Origin of the sequence: Micromonospora sp. DT62, assembly GCF_049847285.1 — a bacterium.
GTDB classification, from domain to species: Bacteria; Actinomycetota; Actinomycetes; order Mycobacteriales; family Micromonosporaceae; genus Micromonospora; species Micromonospora reichwaldensis.
On the sequence record NZ_JBNCOB010000011.1, the window covers coordinates 156983 to 179782 of the forward strand.

Genomic DNA, 22800 nt, shown 5'->3' on the forward strand with positions numbered 1-22800 from the left:
CTTCCCTTCCTACGGTGCCCCGGTGAGCGGCCGCGCGGTCGCCTCACCGGAGACGGTGACGGTCTCGTCGAAGCCGAGCAGGCCGAGCATGGATCGGTGGTGCGTGACGGTGACGCGTACCCGGACCCGGGTCTCCCCGTCGACGACCGGGAAGCTGACGGTGTGGCCGGCGGCGCCGGCGGCGGCGAGGTAACCGGCGACGGCCCGGCGGGCCTGGGGGCGGTCGATCCGGGTCGGCCCGCCCTCGATGGCGGCGGCCCGGTCGATGGCCTGGCCGCCGGCGCGGGCGGCCTCGGCCGCGAGGTTGTCGGCCCGCTGCAACGTGCGCAGCTGACCCGCGCCGTCGAAGGCCAGGCCGATGACGGAGAGGACGCCGACCATCGCCACCGCGAGGAAGATGCTCACCCGGCCCCGGTCGCACCGGCCGATGGCGGTCATCCCCGGCTCCGGTAGCGGTCCAGCGGCGACGTGAAGTTCGCCGACACGCGCTTGCCGGCGGGCATCCCCGGCAGGACGGACAGGTGCAGGTCCCCGTAGGAGACCGTGCAGGCGACCCGAACGGTGACGGAGGCGTCCTGCCCGGCCGGGCTGCGGAACGCCGCGTCGAAGCTGGTGGGGGCGCCGCGTACCGCGCCGCTGAACGTCACCTCGGGAGTGCCGGCGCAGTTCAGGCCGCGCCAGTCGAGCTGCCGGCGGGCCGCGTCCCGGGCCTCGGCGCGGGCGGTGCGGGCGTCCCGGGAGATCGAGGCGGCGCGGGCGGCGTCGTGGGCGGCGGCGTCGATCGCCTCGGCCGCCACGGCGGTACGCCCGGCGACGCCAGCCAGCACGATCAGCGCGATGAACGCCGGGGCGAGCACCGCCACCTCGATCGAGACCGAGCCCCGCTCGGCGGTACGGCTCACGGCGCGGTCCACCGTTCCACGGTCCCGTGCGCGGTCTGGTGCACCGGGAAGGTGACCCCGGGTACGACCGACAGGGACCGCCCGCGCACCGTGCAGGTCACCTCGGTCGCGGTGGTCTCGCAGCTCGGTGCGGGATCCTTCCAGCCGACCAGCCAGCCGCCCGAGGCCTTCAGGAACCGGACGGCCCGCGCCTCACCGGCCCCGGGCGGCGCCTGGTGCAGCCGCTGCGCGTTGACCGCGCTCTGCGCGGCGTTGAGCGCGGTGGAGCGGGCGACGAACCAGGCCGCTGCCTGGATCGAGGCGAAGAGCAGCAGCAGGATCACCGGCATCACCACCGCCAGCTCGACCGGGTTGGCCCCCCGGTCGACCCCGCCGGCCACGAGCCGCCGGGCGGCAGCCGCGACGGTGCGCCGGGCGACGGTGGCCGCCCGGCGTACCGGGGTGGGGTCTGCTCGGCGCACGGCCCGGCGCTACTTCGGGTTCGGGTCCTGGTGGGTCGGGATGTTGTCCATCCAGTCGTTGGCGGCGCCGAGGGCGGTGGCGGTGACCGCCATCGCGACGGCGACCAGACCGAAGATGATCACTGCGGTCGGTACGGGGCTGTCGCCCCGCTCGCCGTCCTCGCGCAGCTCGGCCAGGCGTGTCGACACGACGACGTGCAGGCGGGTGATGACGGACATGACGTGCTCCTTCTCTCGGGGTCTGATCACAGGCGGGCGATGAACGGATAGACGGCGAAGCCGAGCAGGACGAAGACGAGCAGCGCCCCGGGGATGTCGAGCCGGCTGGTCACCCCCTCGGCCCGGGCCAGGTTGTCGGTGCGGATCTGGTCGCGCAGCGAGTCAGCGCGGCTGCGCAGGGTCTCGTGCACCTGTGCGCCCTCGCTGCCGGAAGAGCGCATGATCGCCCCGACGTCGCCCAGTTCCGGGATGCCGATGCGCTCGGCGAGGTCGCGAAGCTCGTCCCACGGCGAGTGCATCTGCATCTGGGCGATCCGCAGGGACTCGGAGATGCGGTCGAAGACCCAGCCGTCGCAGACCGCCGCCGCCCGCTCCAGCGACTGCACCGGCCCGTGCGCGGCGGAGAGCTGGAGGGCGACCAGGTCGAGGTAGGTGCAGACCGCCTGGCGGAACTCGTCGCGCGCCTTGTCCGCCCGGTCCAGCACCGACCGGTGCGCGATCAGGGCGCAGAACAGCGCCAGCCCGAGGCTGCCGAGGACGGGTACGACCACCGGCAGCCGGATGCCGACGGCGAACAGGGTGACGCCGAGCAGCGTCGGCGCGGCGAGCCCGATCAGCGCGGAGAGCAGCATCGACAGGGCGTACTGCTCGGGTGTCCGGTCGATCAGGGCGAGCTGCCGGTGCGGTGGCCGCAGCCAGCGGGACAGCCCGGTGAGCCACTCCAGCCGCCGGTCGGCGGGCGTGGCGAGCTGCCCGGCGCCGGCCGGTTGGTGCAGCCGGCGCAGCGCGGGCCCGAGCGCGGGCGTGGCCGGCACCAGCTCGCGGACCACCAGGAAGGCGCCCAGCCCGACCGCCGCCCCGCCGCACACGGCGACGGCGAGCTGCCAGTTGAGGATCACGCGAGCACCTCCTCCGGGTCCGGGGCGGGCAGGAAGCGGGCCGGCCGGCGGGGCTGGCTCATCGACCGCACCCAGGCCAGCAGGCCGACGAAGGCCGCGCCGAGCGTCGCCATCACGAGCTGCCCGAAGGGCGTGCCGTACGGGCTCACGTACTCGGTGTTGAGCAGCCCGTACGCGACGGTGGCCAGGGTCATCCCGGTGAGGAAGCGGACCGCGAACCGGGGCTGGGTGCGCTTCGCCTCGATCTCCCGGCGGGTGGCCACCTCGGCCGCCGCCGCCCCGGCGATCGAGCCGAGCACGTCGCCGAGGCGTTCGCCCCGGTCGGTCACGTGCAGGATCAGCGCCGCCACCACCTGGTCGCAGACCGGATCGCCGATCTCGTCGGCGAAGGCGAGCAGCGCGGAGCGGGCCAGCCAGCCGGCCTGGAGGCGGGCGGCGAGCAGCCGTACCTCCTCCTGGATCTCCTCGGGCGCGGTGGCGACGGTGCCGATGATCGTCTGCTGGAGTCCCTGGCCGGTCGCGGAGACGTCCTTGAGTCGGCGGGTCCACTCGCCGACCGCCTCGATGCGGGCGATGGCCCGCTGCTCGGCCTTGCCGACGGAGAACAGCCACGGGGTGCCCGGGACGGCCACCGCGACCAGCAGGCCGACGACCGGCAGGCCGGTGACCAGGAAGGCCAGCGCACCCGCGACCAGGGCGGCGACCAGCAGCGCCTGGTGGGCCCGCTGCTCGCGCGGGGTGGCGCCCGGGCCCTTCCAGAGCCGGTCGAGCCCACGGCCCGCGCCCGGGCCACCGGGCGGCCGGCGGGTGCCGACCAGCGCGACGACCGCCAGCAGCAGCCCGGCCACGCAGGCGGCGCCGGAGGCCACCGCGACGAGTTCGACGTTGTCCAGCACCGAGGTCACCGCCGCCCGAGCCGGGTCTGCCGGGGCCGCCGCCACGCGCCCGTGCCGGCCTCGATCCAGCGGCTGAGCAGCCGGGCGTCGTAGCCGACCCGGAGGAGCTGGGCGCGCACCCGCTCGGGCAGGTGCCGGGGTACGGCCCGCCCGTCCGGCCCGGGCCCGAACACCTGGGTGGTGGTGATCCGGTTGCCGTCGCCGACGCCGATGACCTCCTCGACGTGCGAGACGAAGCGGTGCTTGCGCCCGCCGATCGCGGTCTCGTCCTCGACGGTGACGTAGACGATCAGGTCGAGCGCGTTGCCGGCCATCCGGCGGGCCTGGTCGACGGTCATCTCCCGGCCGTGCGCGAGCGCCAGCTCGATGATCCGCTCGCTGACCCCGGCGGGCGTACGGGCGTGGATGGTGCACATCGAGCCGCGGCTGGTCGTCATGGCCTGGAGCATCGGGACGATCTCCCGGGACCGGACCTCGCCGACGATGATCCGCAGCACGCCCATCCGCAGGGAGACCGGGATCAGGTCGGCGATGCTCACCTCGCCGGCCGGGCGGCCGTCCGCCCCGCGTTCGCCGTGCCCCTCCCGGGCCTCGAAGCTCATCACCGCCCGGTGCTTGAGTCGGCGGCGGGCCGGCAGCAGCTCGCGGCTCTCCTCCAGCAGCACGTACGGCTCGTCGGCCGGGATCTCGTCCATCAGCGCCCGGATGACGGTGGTCTTCCCGGCGCCCGCGAGGCCCGCCACCATGATGTTCAGCCCGGCGCGCATGGACGCGCGGAGGAAGTCGCGCACCAGCGGGTCGATCATCTCGTCCAGGTCGCCCCGGGCCCCGGCGAGGTCGTCGAGGCTCACGTCCAGCGTGTTGTGCTTGCGGATCACCGCGTACGGGCGGTGGCTGACCAGGAACACCGCGGCGAGCCGACTGCCGTCGGGCAGTTGCAGGTCGAGGGTGGGCTTGGAGGTCGACAGCGAGCGTTCGGTGGCCCCGGCCCGGCGGGCCGCCGCCTGGAGGATCTCCACCAGCTCGTCGTCGCTGTCGGCGATCGGCTCCACCCAGTCGACCCCGCCGCCGTGCCGGGTGACGCGCACCTGGTCGCAGCCGAGGATGTGCACCTCCTCGATGGTGTCGTCGACCAGCAGCGTCTGGAGGCGGCCGAGCCCGGCCAGTTCGGCGGTCACCTGGTCGAGCAGGAGCCGTTCCTCGCCGGCCGCCATCGGGGTGCCGGCCCGGCGCACCGCGTCCGCGTACTCGGCCACCACCGTCACCGCGAGCCGCGCGCGCTCGGTGTCCTCCTCGTCGACGGTGAACTCCCGGCCGCGCTGCCACAGGGCCAGCCGCTCGCTGAGTTCCCGGCGCAGCTCGCGGACCACCTGGAAGTCGACCCGGGGCCGGGGCGGCGGCTCGGGCCGCGGCGCGGTGACCGGCACCGGCAGCGGGACGGGATGGTGCCGGCCGTTGGGCGGGGCCAGCGGCGGTGCCGTGGAGGTGGCGCCGGGCGGCTGCCGGCGCGGGTCGCCGGAGACCGGTTCAAACCGCATCCGGCACCCCCTGCGGCACGGGCCAGGTCAGCCGGGCGCGCCGGCGTTCCAGCAGCGCCCCGACCGGTACCTCCAGGGCCCCGGCCGCGCGCATCAGCGGCCGACCGGCCCGCACGGTGCCGCCGAGGCCGAGCACCTCGGCCGTACGCGGATCGTGCGGCATCCGGGCGATCACCGGCAGCCGCAGCGCCTTGCTGACCTCGCCGCTGCCGTGGCCGTCGCCGACCAGCAGCAGCCGCAGGGTGCCCGGCGGCACCCGGTGCTCGGCGAAGTCCCGCTCGATCGTCCTGGCCATGGCCCGGGTGCCGGAGAGGTCGGGAAGCCGGGCGCCGCTGACCAGCAGCACCACCGAGGCGGCGCGCAGGATCGGCCACGGTGGACCGACCACGTGCAGCCGCCCGCAGTCCACCACCACGTCGTACGGCGGGTCGCCGCCCTCCAGGCTGCCGAAGAAGTCGGCGAACCGCTGCCAGAGCGGGGTGATGCTGCCGGCCTGGGCGGGATCGACGACGCCGGGCAGCAGCAGCCGCTCCCGCTTCGGCGCGTCGAGGTCGACCAGTTGCGACCAGAACGCCGACTCCAGGTTGCCGTCGCGCAACTCGCCGACCGCCAGTTCGCCGATGCCCCGGGGGCCGTCGAGCGCGCCGCCCAGGTAGCCGGCGAGGATCGACCCGCCGGCCGGGTCGCACTCGGCGAGCACCAGCCGCCGGTGCCAGGTCAGGGCGCACGCCAGGGCGGCGGTGGTGACGCCCGGGGAACCCTTCGCCGACACCAGCGCGATGATCGCCATGGTCAGGCCGCCCCGGTCAGTACGAGGGCGATCCGCTCCTGGCTGGACAGCGCGACGACGGCCGGCACGTCCCGGACGGCGAGCGCCAGGTAGACCACCACCTCGTCGTCGTCGTCCGAGGTGACGGCGTCGATGACCGTCGCCTCGAACCGGGTGGCGGCGCCCGCGGGGCGGTCGTCGTCCCCGTCCGGCGTGCTCACCAGCAGGATCTTGTCGCCGGGATGGAGCCTGCGGGCGGGCACCTCGGCGGGGCTCAGGCCCAGCGCGAGCTGCTGCTGGCCGGGCCCGAGCAGCGGGTCGTCGGTGAGCTGCGCCATGGTCAGCAGCGTGCCGGGGGCCAGCGACACGACGGCCCGCTTGCCGACCACCTCGTCGAGCCGGCCGGCGGGCACCGGGGAGAGCCCCTGGCCGCCGGCCACCTGCACCGGGACGAGGTCGTCGGCGCTGACCTGCCGGCCGACCTCGACCGGCCGGGCCACGGCCAGGTAGCTGCCGGTGGCGCGCACGGAGGTGACCGCGAACGCCGCCCCCAGGCCGCCGAGGGCGATCAGCAGCACGGCCAGGCCGAGCAGCCCGGGCCGCATCCGCCGCTGCCGCACCACCCGGGGCGGGGCGACCGGCGCGTCCACCGGCCCGGTTCCGTTCCGGGTCGCCACACTCACCGGACCATCTCCGTTCGCGACTGCGGGGCTCGCAAGATCGGCTCACTCCTCGCGCTCACTGGGCCACTACCTGTAGTTCGTTGATTCGGACCGGGACCGTTCCCGTGGTCCGGTTGACCGGGATGACGCCGCTCTGGCCGCCGCCCTCCCAGGTCACCGTCCAGTAGGTCGTGGCCCGCACCCGGTAGTCGCCGGCCTTCGGGTAGCCGCTGTCGTAGCCGCAGTCGGGGGAGGGGCGGCCGGCGAGCGGGCCGTCGGCCTCGTACTTCGTGCCCGCGTCGGAGCAGGTGACCTTGCGGCGGTTGCCCATGTTCCAGACGATCCGGTCGAACGTCGCCGTGATCTGTACGGTCAGGCCCCGCTCGTGCTCCGAGGCCCGCTGGATCGGCCCGAAGTACTTCGGGTCGTCGTTGCGGCCCCACATCCAGACCGGCAGCCCGACCAGGCCGGGACCGTTGCTGCGGCGGGGGGCGACCGCGATCCGGGGCGCCGCGATGGTGATCTTGGCCAGCGCCCGCCGGGCGAGTTCCTCCGGGTCGGGCGGCGCGCCGAAGCCGGGCGGCGGGGCGTCGCGCAGGACCGTGGTCTGGGAGCCGAGGTCGCCGCCGTTGCAGGTGCGCACGTACCACTGCTGGCCCTCGGGAGCCTCGGGTTGGGGTTCGGCGAGCTTGTAGTAGCAGCCGTCGCCGTTGTTGAACCAGCCGAGCACGCTGTCGTAGCACTTGACGGTGCGGCCGTTCCACTGGCACTTGCCGCCGCCGCCCCCGCCGCCCGAGTCGCCGCCCCCGCCGTCGTCCCCACCGTCGCCGGGGCCGCCCGGGGTGCCGGGATCGTCGTCCCAGACGCTGCAGTCGCTCTGCCCCGGCGGGCACTCCGCGCCGGGGTCCGCGCGTCCCGCGGCGATCGCGGGCACGGCCGCCCCGAGCGCCAGCAGCAGGGCCAGGCCGGCGCCCGCGAGCGACCGGCGGGCCGTCCCATTCCGGCCGCCACCGTCGGCGGTACGCACGCGAGCCGCCCCGGCGTCCCGTCCCGCCCGCGTCAGCACGGCAGGTCCTCGTGGGCGGCGCCGGCGCTGATCAGCCAGCGGCCGTCCGGGTAGCGGGTGGCGGTGGCGGTGGCCAGGTGCCGCGTTCCGCCGGTGCCGGGCACGACCCGCTTGTCCCTGGCGTAGACCAGCCGGTAGCCGGTGGCGTCCAGGCAGTCCTGGATCTCCACGGTGGGCGGGCTCGAATCCAGGCTCACCGAGGTCACGGTCGGGTCGGAGACCAACGTGCCGGTACGCATCGCGCCGTGCTCCTTCGCCTTGCGGATGGTCAGCCGGACCCGGGTCAGCAGCGGGTCGGCGAGGAACCGGGACAGCTCCGGGTCGTGGGGGTCGCCGCGCCCGCTCGCCTCGCGGGAGGCGGCGAGATAGCCGGCGTACGCGGCAAGCGCCGCCTTCCTCGCCGCCTGCTCGTCGGCAGCACGGTGGGTGGGGGTGGGAGCGTCCCCGGCGGTCGCCGCCCGGGGGGTCGGTCCGGGCTCGGCACCGCACGCCGGGGCCGCGCCGAGCGTCGCGATGGCGAGCAGGCAGGTTGCCCATCGGCTGAACCGCCGTCCGCGCACGTCGTGCCTCCTCGGTGGCGACCCGGGGCCGGTGTGGCGGCATCCGGGCATGCGGCGGCGCGACCGGATGGGGTCGTCCGGACCTGTCGTAAAGCGCCGACGCATTTGCCGTTACGGATCTCTACAAAAGCGTTGTCCCGCGTTGTCCTGTCTTTTCGCTGTGGGTTGCACCACACCCAAGGGGCGAGCATAGGCTGACGCTCGCCGATGCAACAGAGGCAATTCCTTTGAACACTGTGAGTGATGACAGGTGGTGGCGGCGGGTGGTCGGGGCCGGTACGGGCGGGTCAGGCGGCGGGGATCGGTGGGGCGCTGGCGTGGGAAGCGCGCGCGGTGGGCGAGGCGTCGTCGAGGCGGCCGGTGCGCGTCCCGGACGTGGTGTCTGGTCCGATCCGTCCCCCGCGCCGACGCGTCGCTATTTCGCCACGGTGGGATTCCCGCCTATTCGGATGCGCCATTTCCGCGCCCGGTACCGCGCATTGCGGGGGAGGGGTGCGGGCCGTTTCGCCCGTTACCGGAAGTTGTCCATGGCGCTACCCTGCGTGGTCGCCGCCGGTGCCGGCCTCCGGGGGCGGTCGTGGCGCTGACCGGGCCGCCGGCGGTGGCGGAGCCGACCGCACCGAAGGTCGCCGCGCGCGGGGCGCGGCTGCTGGCCGTACTCGCGCTCGCCCCGGCGCTCCGGCTCGCCGTGATCCGGCACGCCGTACCGCCGGGGGTGGCGACCCGGACCGGGTGCGACGCGTGCGGCGCCCCGGTCGGGCTGGCCCAGCCCTGGCCGGCGCTGGGCCCGACGGCGCGGTGCGGGCGGTGCGGGGCGCGCGTCGGCCCGCCGCCCGGCACGGTGGAACTCGCCCTCGCGGCGGCCGTCGGGGCGCTGGTGCTGCTCGGGCCGCCCGCCACCGTGCTGGTCGCCACGGCCTGGTGGCTGGGCTGGGCGATCCCGCTGGTCCTCGTCGACGCGGCCGTGTGCCGGCTGCCGGACCGGCTCACCTGGCCCGCCGCGGCCGGGACCTGGCTGCTGCTGGGGCTGGCCGCCCTCGCCGGGGCCGGCCCGGCGCCCTGGCTGCGCGCCACCGTGGCCGGCGTCGCGCTGGCGCTCTTCTTCGCCACCACCACGCTGCTGCTCGGCCGGCGCGGCTTCGGCCTCGGCGACGCCAAGCTGGCGCTCGGCGTCGGCGCGCTGCTGGGCTGGTACGGCTGGGCCGTGCCGGTGGCCGGGCTGGTGCTCGCCCTGCTGCTCTCCGGGGCGGTCGGCGTCGCGCTGCTGGCCGCCCGCCGCGTCGGCTGGCGCAGCCACCTCCCCTTCGGCCCGTTCCTCGTCCTCGGCGCCCTCGCCGCCCTCTTCCTGCTCTGATCCGTCCGGGCGCAGGCCGCCCGCGCTCCTCCCCTGGCCGGGCGGCCTCCCGTCCACGCAGGCCGTCGGCCCGGGCCGGTTCCGCGTCCCATGAGCGGTCAGCGGCGGGACGTCGGGGTGGCCGGATCGCGGACGGGGCGCTCGGCCCGGCGGGTGCGGCGGTGCAGCAGCCCGGCGGCGGGGCGGGCGAACAACGGGGTGAGCAGCGCGGCGAACAGGGCGCCGAGCAGGACACCGGCGACCACGTCGTGCGGGTAGTGCACGCCGACGAAGGTGCGGGAGAACGCGGCCAGCGCCGCCAGCGGCAGCGCCACCAGTCCGACCCGGCGGGACAGCAGCAGCGTCGCCACCGCCAGGCCGCCCGCGATCGTGGAGTGGTTGCTGGGGAACGACCAGTCGCCCGTCGGCGGGCACTCGCCGGCGATGATGGCGAGTTCGGTGGCGATCGCCCGGCAGGGGCGTTCCTGGTCCACCACCGTCTTCAGCAACTCGCTGCACCCGTACGCGAGCACCACGGGCGCCGGCGACACCAGGGCGTACGCGCGGTCGCGCGGCCCGCCCCCGAGCCGGGACACGGCCGCGATCAGCCACAGCGCGCCGAGCAGCAGGATCGCGCCCTCGGTGAAGTGCTCGGCGAACCACTGCACCGGTTGCGGGGTGTCGGCGGCGAAGTCGACGATGTCCTGGTACCACTCGACACTGATCTTCGGAACATCCGGCGTGTCCGCATCAATCATGATTCACCTCACGGATCGTTCATACCTCGTTTAGCACCCAGACAACCCTGGAATACCTGGAAGTCGGGCGCAGTGTGCATTGGTCGGGTGGTGACCCCGACTTTCGTCTCAGCGACCTCTCAGCCCCATCTGTTTCGATTGACCCGGTACGTCGGACTTCCCTGGAGGCGCTGTGCACGAAACCCCCATCACCGATCGGCCGCCGACCGGGCAGGTCACAGGGGGCGACGAGGCCTGGCGGATCCGGCGTACGCAGGCGGACATGGACCGCCTCGCCGAGACCGAGTCGATCTTCGCGTTGGGCAACGGCTGGGTCGGCTGGCGCGGCACCCTGGACGAGGGCACGCCCTACGGCATGCCCGGCACCTACCTCAACGGCTTCCACGAGCGGCGCGAGCTCGACTACCCCGAGGACGGGTACGCCTTCCCGCAGTTCAGCGACACGGTGATCAGCGCGCCGAACGCCGCCCTGATCCGCCTCTGGGTCGACGGCGAACCGCTGGACGTGCGCACCGGCACCCTGCGTACCCACGAGCGGGTGCTCGACCTGCGCGCCGGGGTGATCGAGCGGCACACCGAGTGGATCTCGCCGGCCGGGCACGGCGTACGCGTCCGCAGCGTCCGGCTGGTCTCCCTGCCCCGCCGTCCGGTGGCCGCCGTCCGGTGGTCCGTCGAGCCGTTGGACGGCACGGTCGAGGTGCGGGTCTGCGCCGACCTGCTCGCCAACGAGCGGGTGCCGGAGCGCGCCGACGACCCCCGCGCCGCCTCCGTGATCACCGACCCGCTGACCGCCGAGTACCGGCACTCCGACGGGCACGACGGCGTCCTCGTCCACCGCACCGGGCACAGCGGCCAGCGGGTCGCCGTCGCCGTCGCGCACGACGTGCACGCCCCGGACGGCTTCGCCCCCGGCGTCGACTGCACCCCCGACCGGCTACGCCTCACGCTGTCCGGGACGCTGCGCGCCGGCGAGCGGCTGCGACTGACCAAGTTCGCCGCGTACGAGTGCACCCCGGTGGACGGCCTGCCCCCGGAGGAGCTGGCCCGCCTGGTCGTCGCGGAGGCCGACGCGGCCCGCGCGGAGGGCTTCGAGGCCCTGCTGGCCGGCCAGCGCGCGGCGCTGGACGCCGCCTGGCAGACCGCCGACGTGCAGCTCGACGGCGACGCCGAACTCCAGCAGGCCATCCGCTTCTCGGTGTTCCACCTGCTCCAGGCGGCCCGGGCGGACGGCGACCGGACCATTCCCGCCAAGGGCCTGACCGGCAACGGCTACGACGGGCACGTGCTCTGGGACACGGAGGGCTACGTCCTGCCCGTGCTGACCTACCTCGACCCGCCGCTGGCCCGCTCGGCGCTGCGCTGGCGGCACGCCCACCTGCCGGAGGCCCGCGAGCGCGCGGCGGAGCTGCGGCTGACCGGGGCGACCTTCCCGTGGCGGACCCTCGGCGGGCGGGAGTGCTCCGGCTACTGGCCGGCCGGCACGGCCGGGCTGCACCTCAACGCCGACATCGCCGACGCGGTGCTGCGCTACGCCGCCGCCACGGGCGACGAGGAGTTCCTCGCCGGGCCCGGGCTGGAACTGCTGGTCGAGACGGCCCGGCTCTGGCACGGCTTCGGCCACTGGTCCGACACCGGCACCTTCCACCTGCACGGCGTGACCGGCCCCGACGAGTACAGCGCCCTGGTCAACGACAACGTCTTCACCAACCTGATGGCCCGGCGCAACCTGCGCGGGGCCGCCGACGCCGCCGAGCGGCACCCCGAGGCGGCGGCCCGGCTCGGGGTCGAGCCGGCCGAGGTGTCGGCCTGGCGCGCCGCGGCCGACGCGGTCTTCGTCCCGTACGACCGCAAGCGGGGGGTGCACCAGCAGTCGGCCGGCTTCACCGAGCAGCCGGAGTGGGACTTCGCGGACACCTCCGAGGACGACTATCCGCTGCTGCTGCACTTCCCCTACCTGGAGCTGTACCGCAGACAGGTGGTCAAGCAGGCCGACCTGGTGCTCGCCATGCAGCGTTGCCCGGGGGAGTTCACGGCCGACGAGAAGGCCAGCAACTTCGCCTACTACGAGGCGCGGACCGTCCGGGACTCGTCGCTGTCGGCCGCCCCGCAGGCCGTGCTCGCCGCCGAGGTCGGGCACCTCGACCTGGCGTACGACCTGTTCGCCGAGTCGGTGCTCCAGGACCTGGCGGACCTCGGCGACAAGACCGGCGACGGGCTGCACCTGGCGTCGCTGGGCGGCGCGTGGCTGGCCCTGGTGCAGGGCTTCGGCGGGCTGCGCGACGACCGTGGGGTGCTCTCCTTCGACCCCCGGCTGCCGGCGGCGATCGACCGGCTCGCGTTCCACCTGCGCTGGCACGGCCACCGGCTGCGGGTCACCCTCACCTCCGACGAGGCTCGCTACGAACTGCCGGACGCCGACCCGGAGACCTGCGTCGAGGTGTGGCACCACGGCGAGCCGCTCCGGGTCACCGGAGCCGGGCCGGTCACCCGGCCGATGCCCGAGGTGCCCGACCCGGGGCCGGAGCCGCCCTCCCCGCCCGGCCGCCGCCCCACCCGCCGCTCGGCCGGCGACCACTGAGGCGTACGGGCGCAGCTCGATAGGGTGGCGCGGTGTCCGATCTTCAGCGGCTCGCCGCCCACCACGCCGACGCGTTGCTGCGCTTCGAGCGGCAGAACCGGGAGTGGTTCGCGCGGTCGGTGCCGGACCGGGGCGACGCGTACTTCGCCGACTTCGCCGCGCGGCACGCGGGCCTGCTCACCGAGCAGGAGAGCGGCATCTGCCACTTCCACGTCCTCGTGGAGCCGGACGGGACGGTGCTGGGCCGGTTCAACCTGGTCGACGTCGCCGACGGCGAGGCCGAGCTGGGCTACCGGGTGGCCGAGCGGGCCGCCGGGCGCGGGGTGGCGACCGACGGCGTCCGCCGCGTCGTGGCACTGGCCCGCCGGGCGTACGGGCTGCGCCGGCTGACCGCCGGGACCACGCTGGACAACGCGGGCTCGCTCGCGGTGCTCCGGCGTACCGGGTTCACGCCGGTGGGCGAGGTGTCACTCGACGGGCGTCCCGGGCTGCGGTTCGCCCGCGGGCTGACGGCCGACGACTGACGCGCCCGACATCCGCTGCCGGACGGTCTCCAGCGCCTCGAAGGCGTACGCCCAGTTGTGGCACTTGAAGCTGCGCAGCCCCTCGATCGCGGTGCGGCAGTCGGTGCAGCGCACCCCGGCGATCGCGTCCGGGACCTCGGTGTTGACGTACCTGCGGTCGCCGAGGATGACCGTCGCGATCATCATCCGGTCGTGTACGCCGGAGAGGGCGGAGGAGACGATGTCGTACCAGTTCACCCGGCGGCCGCACTTCGGGCAGTCCGGCTCGTCGCCGCTGACCCAGAGCGGCGCGCCGATGCTGCGCAGCGGCATGCCGAGCAGCTTCTCGATCCGCCGTACGTCCGACTCCGGGGTCGTCCACCGGTGCCTGCCGGGCAGCGAGGCGGGCGAGTCGTAGACGGCACGGAACAGGACCGGGTCGACCTCCACGGTCTCGCGCTGACTGGTCATCGGCGTGCCTCCTCGACGGTCGGTGCCCGCACCCGGTGGGCGGGTACGACCGGATCAACGACGACCGGGGGTCGGGTGTTGTCCGCCCGGTGCCGCGGGATCCGCCGTAGGGCCTACGGGTGGTGGGGCCGCAGGCCGCGCAGCGCCGTGTCCACCACCTGGTCGGCGTACCCGTGCGTCAGCGGGCCGGTGCGCTGGAGCCACCGGTTGAGGAGCGGCCCGAAGAGCAGGTCGACGGCCACGTCGAGGTCGACGTCCTCGGCGAGCTGCCCCGCACGCCGGGCGGCGCGCAGGCGTTCCTTCTTCAGCTCCCGCATGGGCCCGTCCAGCCGCTCCGCGTAGTCGGCGGCCAGGGCGGGGTCGTGGACGATCTCGGTGTGCAGGGCGCGCATGGGCAGGTCGTAGCGCGGGTCGTTCAGCTCGTCGACGACGGCCCGCAGGACCAGCTTCAGGTCGGCGGCCAGGTCGCCGGTGTCCGGCAGGGCGCCGCCCTGGCCGTCCTGCCCGCCGTCGGTCGTGAGCGCGAGGAAGGCGTCGAACAGCAGGGCGCCCTTCGAGGGCCACCAGCGGTAGATCGTCTGCTTGCCGACGCCGGCGGCGGCGGCGATGCCCTCGATGCTGAGCTTCGCGTAGCCCACGTCGCCGACGAGGTCGAAGGCGGCGGCGAGGATGGCGCGGCGTGCGGTCTCGCTGCGACGGCTGGAGTCGGGGGCGACCTTCTGCGTGGGCACGGGCCCAATCTAGCAAGAGGATGAGACGAGACGGTCCGTCTTGACAGCGGGGCCCGGTCGGGTAGGGTCACTCTCGTCAACAAGACGAGACGGTCCGTCTCGTCAGGGAGGGAGTCCCATGGAAGCCTCAGCCACCGCCGCACCGCGGGTCTGGTTCGTCACCGGGGCCAGCCGTGGCCTCGGCCGCGCCTTCACCGAGGCCGCGCTCGCCGCCGGCGACCGGGTCGTCGGCGCGGCCCGGGACGTCTCGCCGCTCGACGACCTCGCCGCCCGACACCCCGACCGCCTGCTGGCGCTGCGCCTCGACGTCACGGACCGCGCGGCGGTCCTCGACGTCGTCGACGAGGCGGTACGGCACTTCGGCCGGCTCGACGTCGTCGTGAACAACGCCGGGGCGCTCTACATGGGCATGGTCGAGGAGTTCACCGAGGCCGAGGCACGCGCCCAACTGGACCTCAACTTCTTCGGCGCGCTCTGGGTCAGCCAGGCCGTCCTGCCGCACCTGCGCGCCCAGGGCGGCGGGCACGTCGTGCAGGTCTCCAGCATCGGCGCCCTCGGTGGCTTCCCCAGCACGGGGCTCTACAGCGCGAGCAAGTTCGCGCTGGAGGGCATGAGCGAGGCGTTCGCCGCCGAGGCCGCCGGGTTCGGCGTCAAGGTCACCATCGTCCAGCCGGGCGGCTACTGGACCGACCTCTACACCAGCAGCACGGCGGCCGCCCCGAACCCCGCCTACGACCCGCTGCGGGAGGAATTGGCGCGGCAGTGGGCGGAAGGGTCGATCGACAGCGAACCCCGGCTGGCCGCCGAGGCGCTGATGAAGCTCGTCGCCAGCGACGACCCGCCGCTGCGGCTGCTGCTGGGCAGCATGGTCTACGACCTCGCCTTCGACATCTCGAAGCGACGCATGGACGTCTGGGCCGGCTGGGAAGAGGTGAGCCGCGCCGCCGAGCAGGCGGTCCCGGCCCCGGGCACCGAGCCGGCCTGACTGGGCCCCCCGGCCACCCGGACGGCCCGGCGGGGGACACCTGACGGCGGCGCGACGCGGCACGTTGTGCCCGGACGTCGGACGCCGCGGTGACAGTCGCCACGCGATTGGCAACTCTTCCGTCACGGAAGAGTAGGGTCCGTCGGGTCGTCGCGCCTCCCTCCGAGTGGAAATGGCCTCATGTCCTCTGTGCCGTCCCTGGCCTCCCGCCCGCGCCTGCCCCGCCCGTCCTGGCTGTCGCCGAGGGTGTTCCGCACCGAGGTTCTCGCCGGCCTGGTCGTCGCCCTGGCGTTGATCCCGGAGGCGATCTCCTTCTCGATCCTGGCCGGGGTCGATCCCCGGGTGGGCCTCTTCGCCTCGTTCACGATGGCGGTGACCATCGCGATCTGCGGCGGGCGGCCGGCGATGATCTCCGCCGCCACCGGGGCGGTCGCCCTGGTCGTGGCGCCCCTCGCCAAGGAGCACGGCCTCGACCACCTCGTCGCGGCGGTGATCCTCGGCGGCGCGATCCAGATCCTGCTGGCGGTGCTCGGGGTGGCGAAGCTGATGCGGTTCATCCCGCGAAGCGTGATGGTCGGCTTCGTCAACGCCCTGGCCATCCTGATCTTCGTCGCCCAGGTGCCGCACCTGATCGGGGTGCCGTGGCTGGTGTACCCGCTCGCGGCGGTCGCGCTGGCGATCATGGTGGGGCTGCCCCGACTCACCCGGGCCGTCCCGGCGCCGCTGGTCGCCATCGTGGTGCTGACCGTGGTCACGGTGACCACCCACGCGACGGTGCCGACCGTGGGCGACGAGGGGGCGTTGCCGGACAGCCTGCCCACGCTCGGCCTGCCGCAGGTCCCCTGGACCATGGACACCCTGACCCTGATCGCCCCGTACGCCCTGGGCATCGCGCTGGTCGGGCTGATGGAGTCGTTGATGACCGCGAAGCTGGTCGACGACATCACCGACACCCCCTCCAGCAAGACCCGGGAGTCGTGGGGGCAGGGCGTGGCGAACATCGTCACCGGGTTCTTCGGCGGCATGGGCGGCTGCGCGATGATCGGTCAGACGATGATCAACGTGAAGGCGTCCGGCGCCCGTACGCGGCTGTCGACCTTCCTGGCCGGCGTCTTCCTGCTGATCCTGGTGGTCGCGCTCGGCGACGTGGTCGCGGTGATCCCGATGGCCGCCCTGGTGGCCGTGATGGTCATCGTCGCGGTGTCGACGTTCGACTGGCACTCGGTCGCCCCGGCCACGCTCAGGCGGATGCCGTACGGCGAGACGATCGTCATGGTGACCACCGTCGTCACCACGCTGGCCACCCACAACCTCGCCGTCGGCGTCGTCGCCGGCGTGCTCACCGCGATGGTCGTCTTCGCCCGGCGGGTCGCCCACCTGGTGGAGGTGACCAGCGTCCTCGACCCCGAGGGGACGACCCGGATCTACTCGGTGCACGGCGAGCTGTTCTTCGCCTCCAGCAACGACCTGGTCGGGCAGTTCGACTACGCCAACGACCCCGACAGCGTGGTCATCGACATGACGCACGCCCACGTCTGGGACGCCTCCTCCGTGGCCGCACTCGACGCCGTCACCACCAAATACGCCGCCCGCGGCAAGACCGTGGAGATCGTCGAGCTGAACCGCCCCAGCGCGGACATCCACGGCACCCTCGCCGGCCGGCTCGGCGTCGGCCACTGATGGCCCCCGACCACCGTACGGCCGGGCCGGCACCCGCCCCCGGCCCGGCTGCCGAGTCCGCCCCCGGCCCGGCTTCGGCACCCGCCCCCGGCCCGGCTTCGGCGTCCGGCCCCGGCCCGGCTTCGGCGTCCGGCCCGGTCGGAGGGCGGCTGATGCAGATCGGCGAGGTTGCCGAGCGGGTCGGGCTGAGCATTCGCACCATCCGGCACTACGAGGACGTCGGCCTGATCGTCCCGTCGGCCCGTAGCGACGGGGGCTTCCGCCTCTACACCGCGCCCGACCTCGACCGGCTCGCCGTGGTCAAGCGGATGAAGCCGCTCGGCTTCACCCTCGACGAGATGCGCGACCTGCTCGGCGTCCTCGGCGCCCTCGACACGGCCGAGGGCGCCGACCGGGCCGCCCTGCTCGACCGGCTCGGCATGTTCCACACCGCCGCCACTGCACGCGTCAGCGCGCTGCGCGACCAGCTCGCCACGGCCGAGGGCTTCGCCGGCACGCTCCGCGACCGGCTCGACCAGCACGGCGGTCCGTCCACCTGAGCTGGTTGTCGCCCCTGGCGGCGGCGGGAGTGGCGGGGGCGGCTTCCGCGCTTCTCGTTCCCGGTGGCCCTCTCCGCTCCACTGGGGACCGTCCGCCATCGGTCGTGGCGGGGGCGCACTACGCTCCGGGCCACACAAGGAGAGGGAAGATCAATGCGTAGGACCCTGCTGCCCGTCGCGGCGCTCGCCCTGGTGGCGGCGCTGAGCGGATGCGTCACGATCAACACGCCGGCGGACGACCTGGACCCGGCCGCCTCGGCGCAGCCGACAGGCAGCACCGTCAGCGTGGACGACGAGACAGCGCACCCGGACGACCCGGCGCCCTCGGCCGTACCCGACACGTCAGGAGCGCCCGCCACGCTCAAGGCGCTCACCTGCGCGCAGCTCAAGACCGCCGTGCTCGGTAACGGATCCGAGCGGTACAACGGCTACCCGGACCCGATCCCGCTGGTCGACGGCATGTGGTCCGGCGAGGACGGCACGGTCGTCCACATGCAACAGCCGTGCGCCATCGGCGACCTGACCGGCGACGACGCGGCCGACGCGGTGGTGCCGGTCCTGATGGACGGCGGCGGGACCGGCAAGTTCTGGCAGATCGTGATGTACGGCAACATCGACGGTAAGCCCGTCTACGTCACCATGGTCGACATCGGCGATCGTACGCCCGTCGAGTCGGTCTCGATCACGTCGCGCCGGGCTACGGTGGTCTACCTGACCCGCCCCGAGGACGCGTCCTCGGCGGAGGTCGCCGTGCGGCGTACGGCCGTCTACGAACTCAGCGGCAGCCGGCTCGTCGAGATCGGCTACACGGACGCGCCGTACACCCCCTGAGCGGTCAGCCCCACACGGTGGGCCGTTCCGGCGCGGAACGGCCCACCCGGTACCCCTCGGCGGCCTGGTCGAGGGGGAGGGTGAGGTCGAGCTACGGCGTGGTCATCGGGTGACCGATCGCGACGACGTCCAGTCCTGCTGTCGCAGCCGTTCGATGCCGTCTAGCAGCAGGTCCAGCGCGAACTCGAACTCGAACTGGTCGTCGCAGCCCTGTCCCACGACCGACGCGTCGTCGTGGGGCGCGGCCGTGGAGATCTCCGCGAGGTGCGGGAACCGGGCCGCGACCTCCGGCGGGAAGGCCTGGGGTGGTTCTGAGCTGGCCGTGCCGAAGCGGCCGGCGCGCCGGGAGGCGTCGAACAGCTCCTGGCTGAAGCCCAGGATCCGGCTGCCCATCGCGTGCATCACGTGGTGGGCGAGGTCGGCGGAGAACCCGCCGGCCCGGAGGGTCCCGACCACCGAGTCGAGGTACGCGAGGACGGCCGGCGTCGCCATGTTCCGCGACTCGATCGCGAGCGGTGCCCAGGCGTGGCGCCGCAGCACCTGCCGCGCCGAGAGGATGCGGCTGCGGACCGCGTGCTTCCAGTCGGCGTCGGGCGCCGGCGGGTCGATCTCGCCGACGACGACGTCGATCATGCCGTCGAGCAGTTCGTCCTTGTTGGCCACGTGCTTGTAGAGGGCCATCGGCACGACGCCCAGGTCCTGGGCGAGGTTGCGCATGCTGAGGGACTCGATTCCGGCCTCGTCGGCGAGGGCGACGGCGGCGTGCAGGATCCGGTCCCTGCTCAGCGGCGCACGGCGCAGCGTCTCAGCCTGCTCAGCCATCTCGATCCTCGTCTTCTGGCGGCGGTTGAAACCTTAACCGCCTTGACTGGTGTACGCCGTACACCTACCTTGGTGTACGGCGTACACCTAGTGGGAGGCGAACGATGAAGGCGATAGTCCAGGACCGGTACGGCCCGCCGGAGACGCTCACGCTCGAGGACGTCGACGTGCCGGTGCCCGCCGCCGACGAGGTGCTCGTGCGGGTCGAGGCGGCCGCGCTCAACGCGTACGACTGGCATGCCATGCGTGGCGACCCGCGGATGGCGCGGTTGGCGATGGGCCGGACGCGGCCCCGCGCGCGCATCCGCGGCCGCGACTTCGCCGGCCGGGTCGAGGCCGTCGGCAGCCACGTTCGACAGGTGCGCCCGGGTGACGCCGTCTTCGGCGACCTCGGCGACGCCAACGGCGCGTTCGCCGAGTACGTGTGCGTGCCCGCGACCCTGGTCGCGCCGAAGCCGGCGAACCTGACCCCGCAGCAGGCGGCCGCCCTGCCGCTGGCCGGTGTCACCGCGCTCATGGGGCTGCGCGACGTCGGGCGGGTCGAGCCCGGCCACCACGTCCTCGTCAACGGCGCCTCCGGCGGCGTCGGCACCCTGGCCGTCCAACTGGCCAAGGCGCTCGGCGCGACCGTGACCGCAGTGTGCAGCACCCGCAACGTCGACCTGGTCCGCTCCCTCGGCGCGGACCACGTCGTCGACTACACCCGCGACGACTTCACCCGCGGCGACCGCCGCCACGACGTCGTGTTCGACCTGGTCGGCAACCGCTCACTCACCGCGCTCCGGCGGGCGCTGACCCCCACCGGGACGCTGGTGCTTTCCGGCGGCGGCGTGTACGGCGGCGGCAGCCTCGTCGGGCCGGTCTGGCTCCTCGCGCGCGGACGGCTGCTGGCGCCTCTCGTCCGCCAGCGCATCGTCACCCTCACCACGGCGCCCAGCCGGCAACACCTCGACACGCTCCGCGCCCACGCCGAGGCCGGCCGCCTCACCCCGGTCATCGACCGCACCTACCCGCTGCGCGAGGTGCCCCAGGCCATCCGGTACCTCGAAGGTGAACACGCGCGGGCGAAGGTGGTCATCACCCTGTGACCTGCGGTGTCGTTACCGGCGTCGATCGCCACCAAGTATCGATCACATGCGTTCGGGAGTCCTGATGCCGAGCAGGTACAGCCCCTGCCGGAGCACCCGGGCGGTCACGTCGCAGAGCACCAGCCGGCTCTCCCGGACCGGCCCGTCGGCGCGCAGCACCGGGCAGCGCTCATAGAACGCGCTGAACGCGACGGCCAGCCGGTACAGGTATCCGGTCAGGTGGTGGAACTCCAGGCTGTCCGCCACCTCGCCGACCACCGTCCCGAAGCCGACCAGTTCGAAGGCGAGCGCCCGTTCGGCCGGATCGGCCAGCGAGATCGCCGCCTCCGGCCGGGCCACCAACCCGGCCCGCCGGAAGATCGACCGGATCCGCGAGTACGCGTACTGGAGATAGGGCGCGGTGTTGCCGTCCAGCGACAGCATCCGCTCCCAGTCGAGCACGTAGTCCTTGTGCCGGTCGCTGGACAGGTCGGCGTACTTGATCGCGCCGATGCCGACCGCCCGGCCCACCTCGGCCGCCTCCGCCCCGCCCAGGTCCGGGTTCCGCTCCCGGGCCAGCGCCGTGGCTCGGACGATCGCCTCCTCCAGCAGCCCGACCAGCTTCACCGAGCCGCCGGCCCGGCTGCGCAGCATCCGCCCGTCCGGCCCCAGGATCGAGCCGAACCCGACGTGCTCGGCCCGGGCCGGCGGGGCCAGCCAGCCGGCCTGCGTGGCGGCGGCGTACACCATCTCGAAGTGCCGCCGCTGCGGCAGGCCGACCACGTAGAGCAACCGGGTCGCGGCCAGCGTGCCGGTCCGGTGCCGGATCGCCGCCAGGTCGGTTGCCGGATAGCCGTACCCGCCGTCGGACTTGCGGACGATCAGCGGCAGTGGCTCGCCGTCCCGGCCCACCGAGCCGGGCGGAAACACGCAGGCCGCACCCTCGCTCTCCCGCAGCAACCCCAGGCGGTCCAGCTCCTCGGCCACCGGTCCGAGCAGGTCGTTGTAGCTGCTCTCACCGTGGAAGTCCCGCTCGGTGAGGGTCACGTCGAGCAGGTCGTAGACGGTCATGAAGTACCGCTCGGACTGCTCCACCAGCAACCGCCACAGCCGCAGCGTCGCCGGATCGCCGCTCTGCAGGGCCACCACCCGCCGCCGGGACCGCTCCCGGAACGCCTCATCCACGTCGAACGCGACCCGGGCCGCCTTGTAGAACGAGTCCAGGTCACCCATGGACAGCTCGCGGGCCGCCTCGGCCCCGCCCAGGTCGACCAGGTGCTCGATCAGCATGCCGAACGGCGTGCCCCAGTCACCCAGGTGGTTGGCCCGCAGCACCCGGTGCCCCAGCCACTCCAGCAGCCGGGCCGCCGCGTCGCCGATCACCGTCGACCGCAGGTGCCCGACGTGCATCTCCTTTGCCACGTTCGGCGCCGAGTAGTCGACCACCACCGTCTCCGGTTCGACGGCCAGCGGCACCCCGAGCCGCGGGTCGGTGGCCAGCGCGGAAACCAGCCCGCCCAGGGCTTCGTCGGCGACCGTCAGGTTGAGGAAGCCCGGCCCGGAGACCTCCGCCGCGCTGCACAGATTCGCCAGCTCCGCGAGGTCCAGCACCTCGGCGGCGATCGCGCGCGGCGGCCGGCCGAGCCGCCGGGCCAGCGCCAGCGCCGCGTCGGACTGGAAGTCCGCGCGCTGGGAGCGCCGCACGACCGGATCCACCGGCCCGCCGGCCACCGTCGCGAACGCCGGCGCCAGCCGGTCGGCCAGCAGTTTCTCAAGGTCCATGGGTACGCCGATCTCGCTCGGATCCGCCGCGCGGATCACCGGATGGGGATGCGGACCGAGGACGATCGACGATGACCGGCGGCTCGATCCGCCGGTCGCAGGAGAAGAAGACTCAGCGCAGGCGGTCGCAGGACCGCCGGCGTCGCAGCGCGCCGACCTGGACGTCGGGGGACGTCATCGGGTACGCGGGCGAGCTGGTCATGGCAGCAGCCTAACCGATCACCACGTCTGTGCACGGTTGCGCGCTTGAGGTGGCGTCTCTGCATGGGCTCGTTCGCCCGTCGCCGTTCAGGGTCGTTGCTGTCGACAGCCGTACGTCCAACCCAGCGCGAGCCTCGTCGCGGAGAGCGGTCACAAGCCGTCCGCTTGACCGGACCTGCGCATACTGAGGGCAGCGACAGGCCTACGGACTGTCAATTGGGCCTATGGTCGCTCGATAGACGGAGGTCGACATGCGTTGGTTCATGATTCTCATCATCGCGTTGGTGGTCGTTGCAGCGGTCTGGCTGTGGCGCCGTTCCCAGAAGGCCTCACTCGACATCGACGGCCAGGTTCGTAACCGGCAGGCGTCGACTGAAGCCCGCAGGCGCCTTGATGAACACCGCAACCCGAGTGACGGTAGCCCCGGCAGCGGCGCCGGTGGGGTCGGTGGTGTCTGGGGCGGGTAAGGCATGTCCTTGATTGGCAGACCCAGATGACGGCGGCGATGAGGACCAGGTCCGGCCCAAAGTGAGTGGATAAGAAGGAC

General features: G+C 73.9%; 25 protein-coding genes. 9 read left to right on the forward strand and 16 right to left on the reverse strand.

Annotated features, from left to right (window positions below):
• Positions 1–9: 9 nt before the first annotated feature.
• From ACPXCB_RS17725 to ACPXCB_RS17775, 11 genes are read right to left on the reverse strand one after another with little or no spacing between them, the layout of a single operon-like run.
• A complete protein-coding gene (locus ACPXCB_RS17725; RefSeq protein WP_425876695.1) occupies positions 10–438 on the reverse strand; it encodes a pilus assembly protein TadG-related protein in 429 nt (142 codons plus the stop codon).
• Entirely contained in the window at positions 435–914 is a 480-nt protein-coding gene (locus tag ACPXCB_RS17730; RefSeq protein ID WP_151456964.1) for a TadE/TadG family type IV pilus assembly protein, read from the reverse strand. Before ACPXCB_RS17730 ends, ACPXCB_RS17725 begins: the two co-directional genes overlap by 4 nt.
• Positions 899–1363, reverse strand: coding sequence for a TadE/TadG family type IV pilus assembly protein (locus ACPXCB_RS17735; RefSeq protein ID WP_425876697.1), 465 nt, complete (start codon positions 1361–1363; stop codon positions 899–901). The genes ACPXCB_RS17730 and ACPXCB_RS17735 overlap by 16 nt, the downstream gene beginning before the upstream one ends.
• A gap of 9 nt (positions 1364–1372) precedes the next feature.
• Complete coding sequence (locus ACPXCB_RS17740; RefSeq protein WP_425876699.1) at positions 1373–1582, reverse strand: hypothetical protein; 210 nt, start codon at positions 1580–1582, stop codon at positions 1373–1375.
• A gap of 26 nt (positions 1583–1608) precedes the next feature.
• On the reverse strand, positions 1609–2478 hold the full coding sequence (locus ACPXCB_RS17745) for a type II secretion system F family protein (RefSeq protein WP_425876767.1): 870 nt from the start codon (positions 2476–2478) through the stop codon (positions 1609–1611).
• On the reverse strand, positions 2478–3422 hold the full coding sequence (locus tag ACPXCB_RS17750; RefSeq protein WP_425876701.1) for a type II secretion system F family protein: 945 nt from the start codon (positions 3420–3422) through the stop codon (positions 2478–2480). The genes ACPXCB_RS17745 and ACPXCB_RS17750 overlap by 1 nt, the downstream gene beginning before the upstream one ends.
• Entirely contained in the window at positions 3383–4915 is a 1533-nt protein-coding gene (locus ACPXCB_RS17755; RefSeq protein WP_425876703.1) for a CpaF family protein, read from the reverse strand. Before ACPXCB_RS17755 ends, ACPXCB_RS17750 begins: the two co-directional genes overlap by 40 nt.
• The gene (locus ACPXCB_RS17760) at positions 4905–5705 is read right to left on the reverse strand and encodes a ParA family protein (RefSeq protein WP_425876704.1); all 801 of its coding nucleotides are present in this window, start codon (positions 5703–5705) and stop codon (positions 4905–4907) included. The genes ACPXCB_RS17755 and ACPXCB_RS17760 overlap by 11 nt, the downstream gene beginning before the upstream one ends.
• Positions 5706–5707: 2 nt before the next feature.
• Positions 5708–6367 carry an SAF domain-containing protein gene (locus ACPXCB_RS17765; RefSeq protein WP_425876706.1) on the reverse strand — a complete coding sequence of 220 codons (660 nt, stop codon included), beginning with the start codon at positions 6365–6367 and terminating at the stop codon, positions 5708–5710.
• Between the two features lie 55 nt (positions 6368–6422).
• Positions 6423–7373: a hypothetical protein gene (locus ACPXCB_RS17770; RefSeq protein WP_425876707.1), complete on the reverse strand. Its 951-nt coding sequence runs from the start codon at positions 7371–7373 to the stop codon at positions 6423–6425.
• A 32-nt stretch (positions 7374–7405) separates the two neighbouring features.
• The gene (locus ACPXCB_RS17775) at positions 7406–7972 is read right to left on the reverse strand and encodes a hypothetical protein (RefSeq protein ID WP_425876709.1); all 567 of its coding nucleotides are present in this window, start codon (positions 7970–7972) and stop codon (positions 7406–7408) included.
• A gap of 601 nt (positions 7973–8573) precedes the next feature.
• Between ACPXCB_RS17775 and ACPXCB_RS17780 the strand changes: the two genes are divergently transcribed.
• The gene (locus tag ACPXCB_RS17780; protein ID WP_425876769.1) at positions 8574–9326 is read left to right on the forward strand and encodes a prepilin peptidase; all 753 of its coding nucleotides are present in this window, start codon (positions 8574–8576) and stop codon (positions 9324–9326) included.
• A 98-nt stretch (positions 9327–9424) separates the two neighbouring features.
• On the opposite strand, the gene ACPXCB_RS17785 is transcribed toward ACPXCB_RS17780, so the two are convergent.
• Positions 9425–10063 carry a phosphatase PAP2 family protein gene (locus tag ACPXCB_RS17785; RefSeq protein WP_425876711.1) on the reverse strand — a complete coding sequence of 213 codons (639 nt, stop codon included), beginning with the start codon at positions 10061–10063 and terminating at the stop codon, positions 9425–9427.
• A gap of 262 nt (positions 10064–10325) precedes the next feature.
• On the opposite strand from ACPXCB_RS17785, the gene ACPXCB_RS17790 reads away from it, so the two are divergent.
• The gene (locus ACPXCB_RS17790) at positions 10326–12641 is read left to right on the forward strand and encodes a glycoside hydrolase family 65 protein (RefSeq protein WP_425876771.1); all 2316 of its coding nucleotides are present in this window, start codon (positions 10326–10328) and stop codon (positions 12639–12641) included.
• A gap of 32 nt (positions 12642–12673) precedes the next feature.
• On the forward strand, positions 12674–13165 hold the full coding sequence (locus ACPXCB_RS17795; RefSeq protein WP_425876713.1) for a GNAT family N-acetyltransferase: 492 nt from the start codon (positions 12674–12676) through the stop codon (positions 13163–13165).
• On the opposite strand, the gene ACPXCB_RS17800 is transcribed toward ACPXCB_RS17795, so the two are convergent.
• Both ACPXCB_RS17800 and ACPXCB_RS17805 read right to left on the reverse strand, forming a co-directional pair.
• Positions 13109–13615: a hypothetical protein gene (locus ACPXCB_RS17800; RefSeq protein ID WP_425876715.1), complete on the reverse strand. Its 507-nt coding sequence runs from the start codon at positions 13613–13615 to the stop codon at positions 13109–13111. The two genes, ACPXCB_RS17795 and ACPXCB_RS17800, sit on opposite strands and share 57 nt — an antisense overlap.
• 113 nt (positions 13616–13728) lie before the next feature.
• Positions 13729–14346, reverse strand: coding sequence for a TetR/AcrR family transcriptional regulator (locus ACPXCB_RS17805; RefSeq protein ID WP_425876717.1), 618 nt, complete (start codon positions 14344–14346; stop codon positions 13729–13731).
• A gap of 118 nt (positions 14347–14464) precedes the next feature.
• Between ACPXCB_RS17805 and ACPXCB_RS17810 the strand changes: the two genes are divergently transcribed.
• From ACPXCB_RS17810 to ACPXCB_RS17825, 4 genes are all read left to right on the forward strand, one after another.
• Positions 14465–15331: an SDR family oxidoreductase gene (locus ACPXCB_RS17810; RefSeq protein ID WP_425876719.1), complete on the forward strand. Its 867-nt coding sequence runs from the start codon at positions 14465–14467 to the stop codon at positions 15329–15331.
• Between the two features lie 180 nt (positions 15332–15511).
• Positions 15512–17011, forward strand: a complete 1500-nt coding sequence (locus ACPXCB_RS17815; protein WP_425876721.1) for a SulP family inorganic anion transporter — start codon at positions 15512–15514, stop codon at positions 17009–17011.
• 152 nt (positions 17012–17163) lie between these two features.
• Positions 17164–17550 carry a MerR family transcriptional regulator gene (locus ACPXCB_RS17820; protein ID WP_425876723.1) on the forward strand — a complete coding sequence of 129 codons (387 nt, stop codon included), beginning with the start codon at positions 17164–17166 and terminating at the stop codon, positions 17548–17550.
• A 153-nt stretch (positions 17551–17703) separates the two neighbouring features.
• On the forward strand, positions 17704–18381 hold the full coding sequence (locus ACPXCB_RS17825; protein ID WP_425876725.1) for a hypothetical protein: 678 nt from the start codon (positions 17704–17706) through the stop codon (positions 18379–18381).
• A gap of 102 nt (positions 18382–18483) precedes the next feature.
• Here the strand turns inward: ACPXCB_RS17825 and ACPXCB_RS17830 are convergent, their stop codons facing one another.
• Positions 18484–19203 carry a TetR/AcrR family transcriptional regulator gene (locus ACPXCB_RS17830; protein ID WP_425876726.1) on the reverse strand — a complete coding sequence of 240 codons (720 nt, stop codon included), beginning with the start codon at positions 19201–19203 and terminating at the stop codon, positions 18484–18486.
• A gap of 104 nt (positions 19204–19307) precedes the next feature.
• On the opposite strand from ACPXCB_RS17830, the gene ACPXCB_RS17835 reads away from it, so the two are divergent.
• On the forward strand, positions 19308–20291 hold the full coding sequence (locus tag ACPXCB_RS17835) for an NAD(P)-dependent alcohol dehydrogenase (protein ID WP_425876728.1): 984 nt from the start codon (positions 19308–19310) through the stop codon (positions 20289–20291).
• 42 nt (positions 20292–20333) lie between these two features.
• Here ACPXCB_RS17835 and argS read toward each other — a convergent pair whose 3' ends face one another.
• On the reverse strand, positions 20334–22052 hold the full coding sequence (argS, locus tag ACPXCB_RS17840) for an arginine--tRNA ligase (protein WP_425876730.1): 1719 nt from the start codon (positions 22050–22052) through the stop codon (positions 20334–20336).
• Positions 22053–22504: 452 nt separating this feature from the next.
• On the opposite strand from argS, the gene ACPXCB_RS17845 reads away from it, so the two are divergent.
• Entirely contained in the window at positions 22505–22720 is a 216-nt protein-coding gene (locus tag ACPXCB_RS17845) for a hypothetical protein (protein WP_425876732.1), read from the forward strand.
• The last annotated feature ends 80 nt before the right edge of the window (positions 22721–22800 follow it).

What these genes read in the sequence shown, in the direction of transcription:
- ACPXCB_RS17725 (WP_425876695.1), bottom strand. Translation starts at nt 438, where the DNA reads ATGACCGCCATCGGCCGGTGCGACCGGGGCCGGGTGAGCATCTTCCTC.
- ACPXCB_RS17740 (WP_425876699.1), bottom strand. Translation starts at nt 1,582, where the DNA reads ATGTCCGTCATCACCCGCCTGCACGTCGTCGTGTCGACACGCCTGGCC.
- ACPXCB_RS17755 (WP_425876703.1), bottom strand. Translation starts at nt 4,915, where the DNA reads ATGCGGTTTGAACCGGTCTCCGGCGACCCGCGCCGGCAGCCGCCCGGC.
- ACPXCB_RS17760 (WP_425876704.1), bottom strand. Translation starts at nt 5,705, where the DNA reads ATGGCGATCATCGCGCTGGTGTCGGCGAAGGGTTCCCCGGGCGTCACC.
- ACPXCB_RS17785 (WP_425876711.1), bottom strand. Translation starts at nt 10,063, where the DNA reads ATGATTGATGCGGACACGCCGGATGTTCCGAAGATCAGTGTCGAGTGG.
- ACPXCB_RS17790 (WP_425876771.1), top strand. Translation starts at nt 10,326, where the DNA reads ATGGACCGCCTCGCCGAGACCGAGTCGATCTTCGCGTTGGGCAACGGC.
- ACPXCB_RS17800 (WP_425876715.1), bottom strand. Translation starts at nt 13,615, where the DNA reads ATGACCAGTCAGCGCGAGACCGTGGAGGTCGACCCGGTCCTGTTCCGT.
- ACPXCB_RS17810 (WP_425876719.1), top strand. Translation starts at nt 14,465, where the DNA reads ATGGAAGCCTCAGCCACCGCCGCACCGCGGGTCTGGTTCGTCACCGGG.
- ACPXCB_RS17815 (WP_425876721.1), top strand. Translation starts at nt 15,512, where the DNA reads ATGTCCTCTGTGCCGTCCCTGGCCTCCCGCCCGCGCCTGCCCCGCCCG.
- ACPXCB_RS17820 (WP_425876723.1), top strand. Translation starts at nt 17,164, where the DNA reads ATGCAGATCGGCGAGGTTGCCGAGCGGGTCGGGCTGAGCATTCGCACC.
- ACPXCB_RS17825 (WP_425876725.1), top strand. Translation starts at nt 17,704, where the DNA reads ATGCGTAGGACCCTGCTGCCCGTCGCGGCGCTCGCCCTGGTGGCGGCG.
- ACPXCB_RS17830 (WP_425876726.1), bottom strand. Translation starts at nt 19,203, where the DNA reads ATGGCTGAGCAGGCTGAGACGCTGCGCCGTGCGCCGCTGAGCAGGGAC.
- ACPXCB_RS17835 (WP_425876728.1), top strand. Translation starts at nt 19,308, where the DNA reads ATGAAGGCGATAGTCCAGGACCGGTACGGCCCGCCGGAGACGCTCACG.
- argS (WP_425876730.1), bottom strand. Translation starts at nt 22,052, where the DNA reads ATGGACCTTGAGAAACTGCTGGCCGACCGGCTGGCGCCGGCGTTCGCG.
- ACPXCB_RS17845 (WP_425876732.1), top strand. Translation starts at nt 22,505, where the DNA reads ATGCGTTGGTTCATGATTCTCATCATCGCGTTGGTGGTCGTTGCAGCG.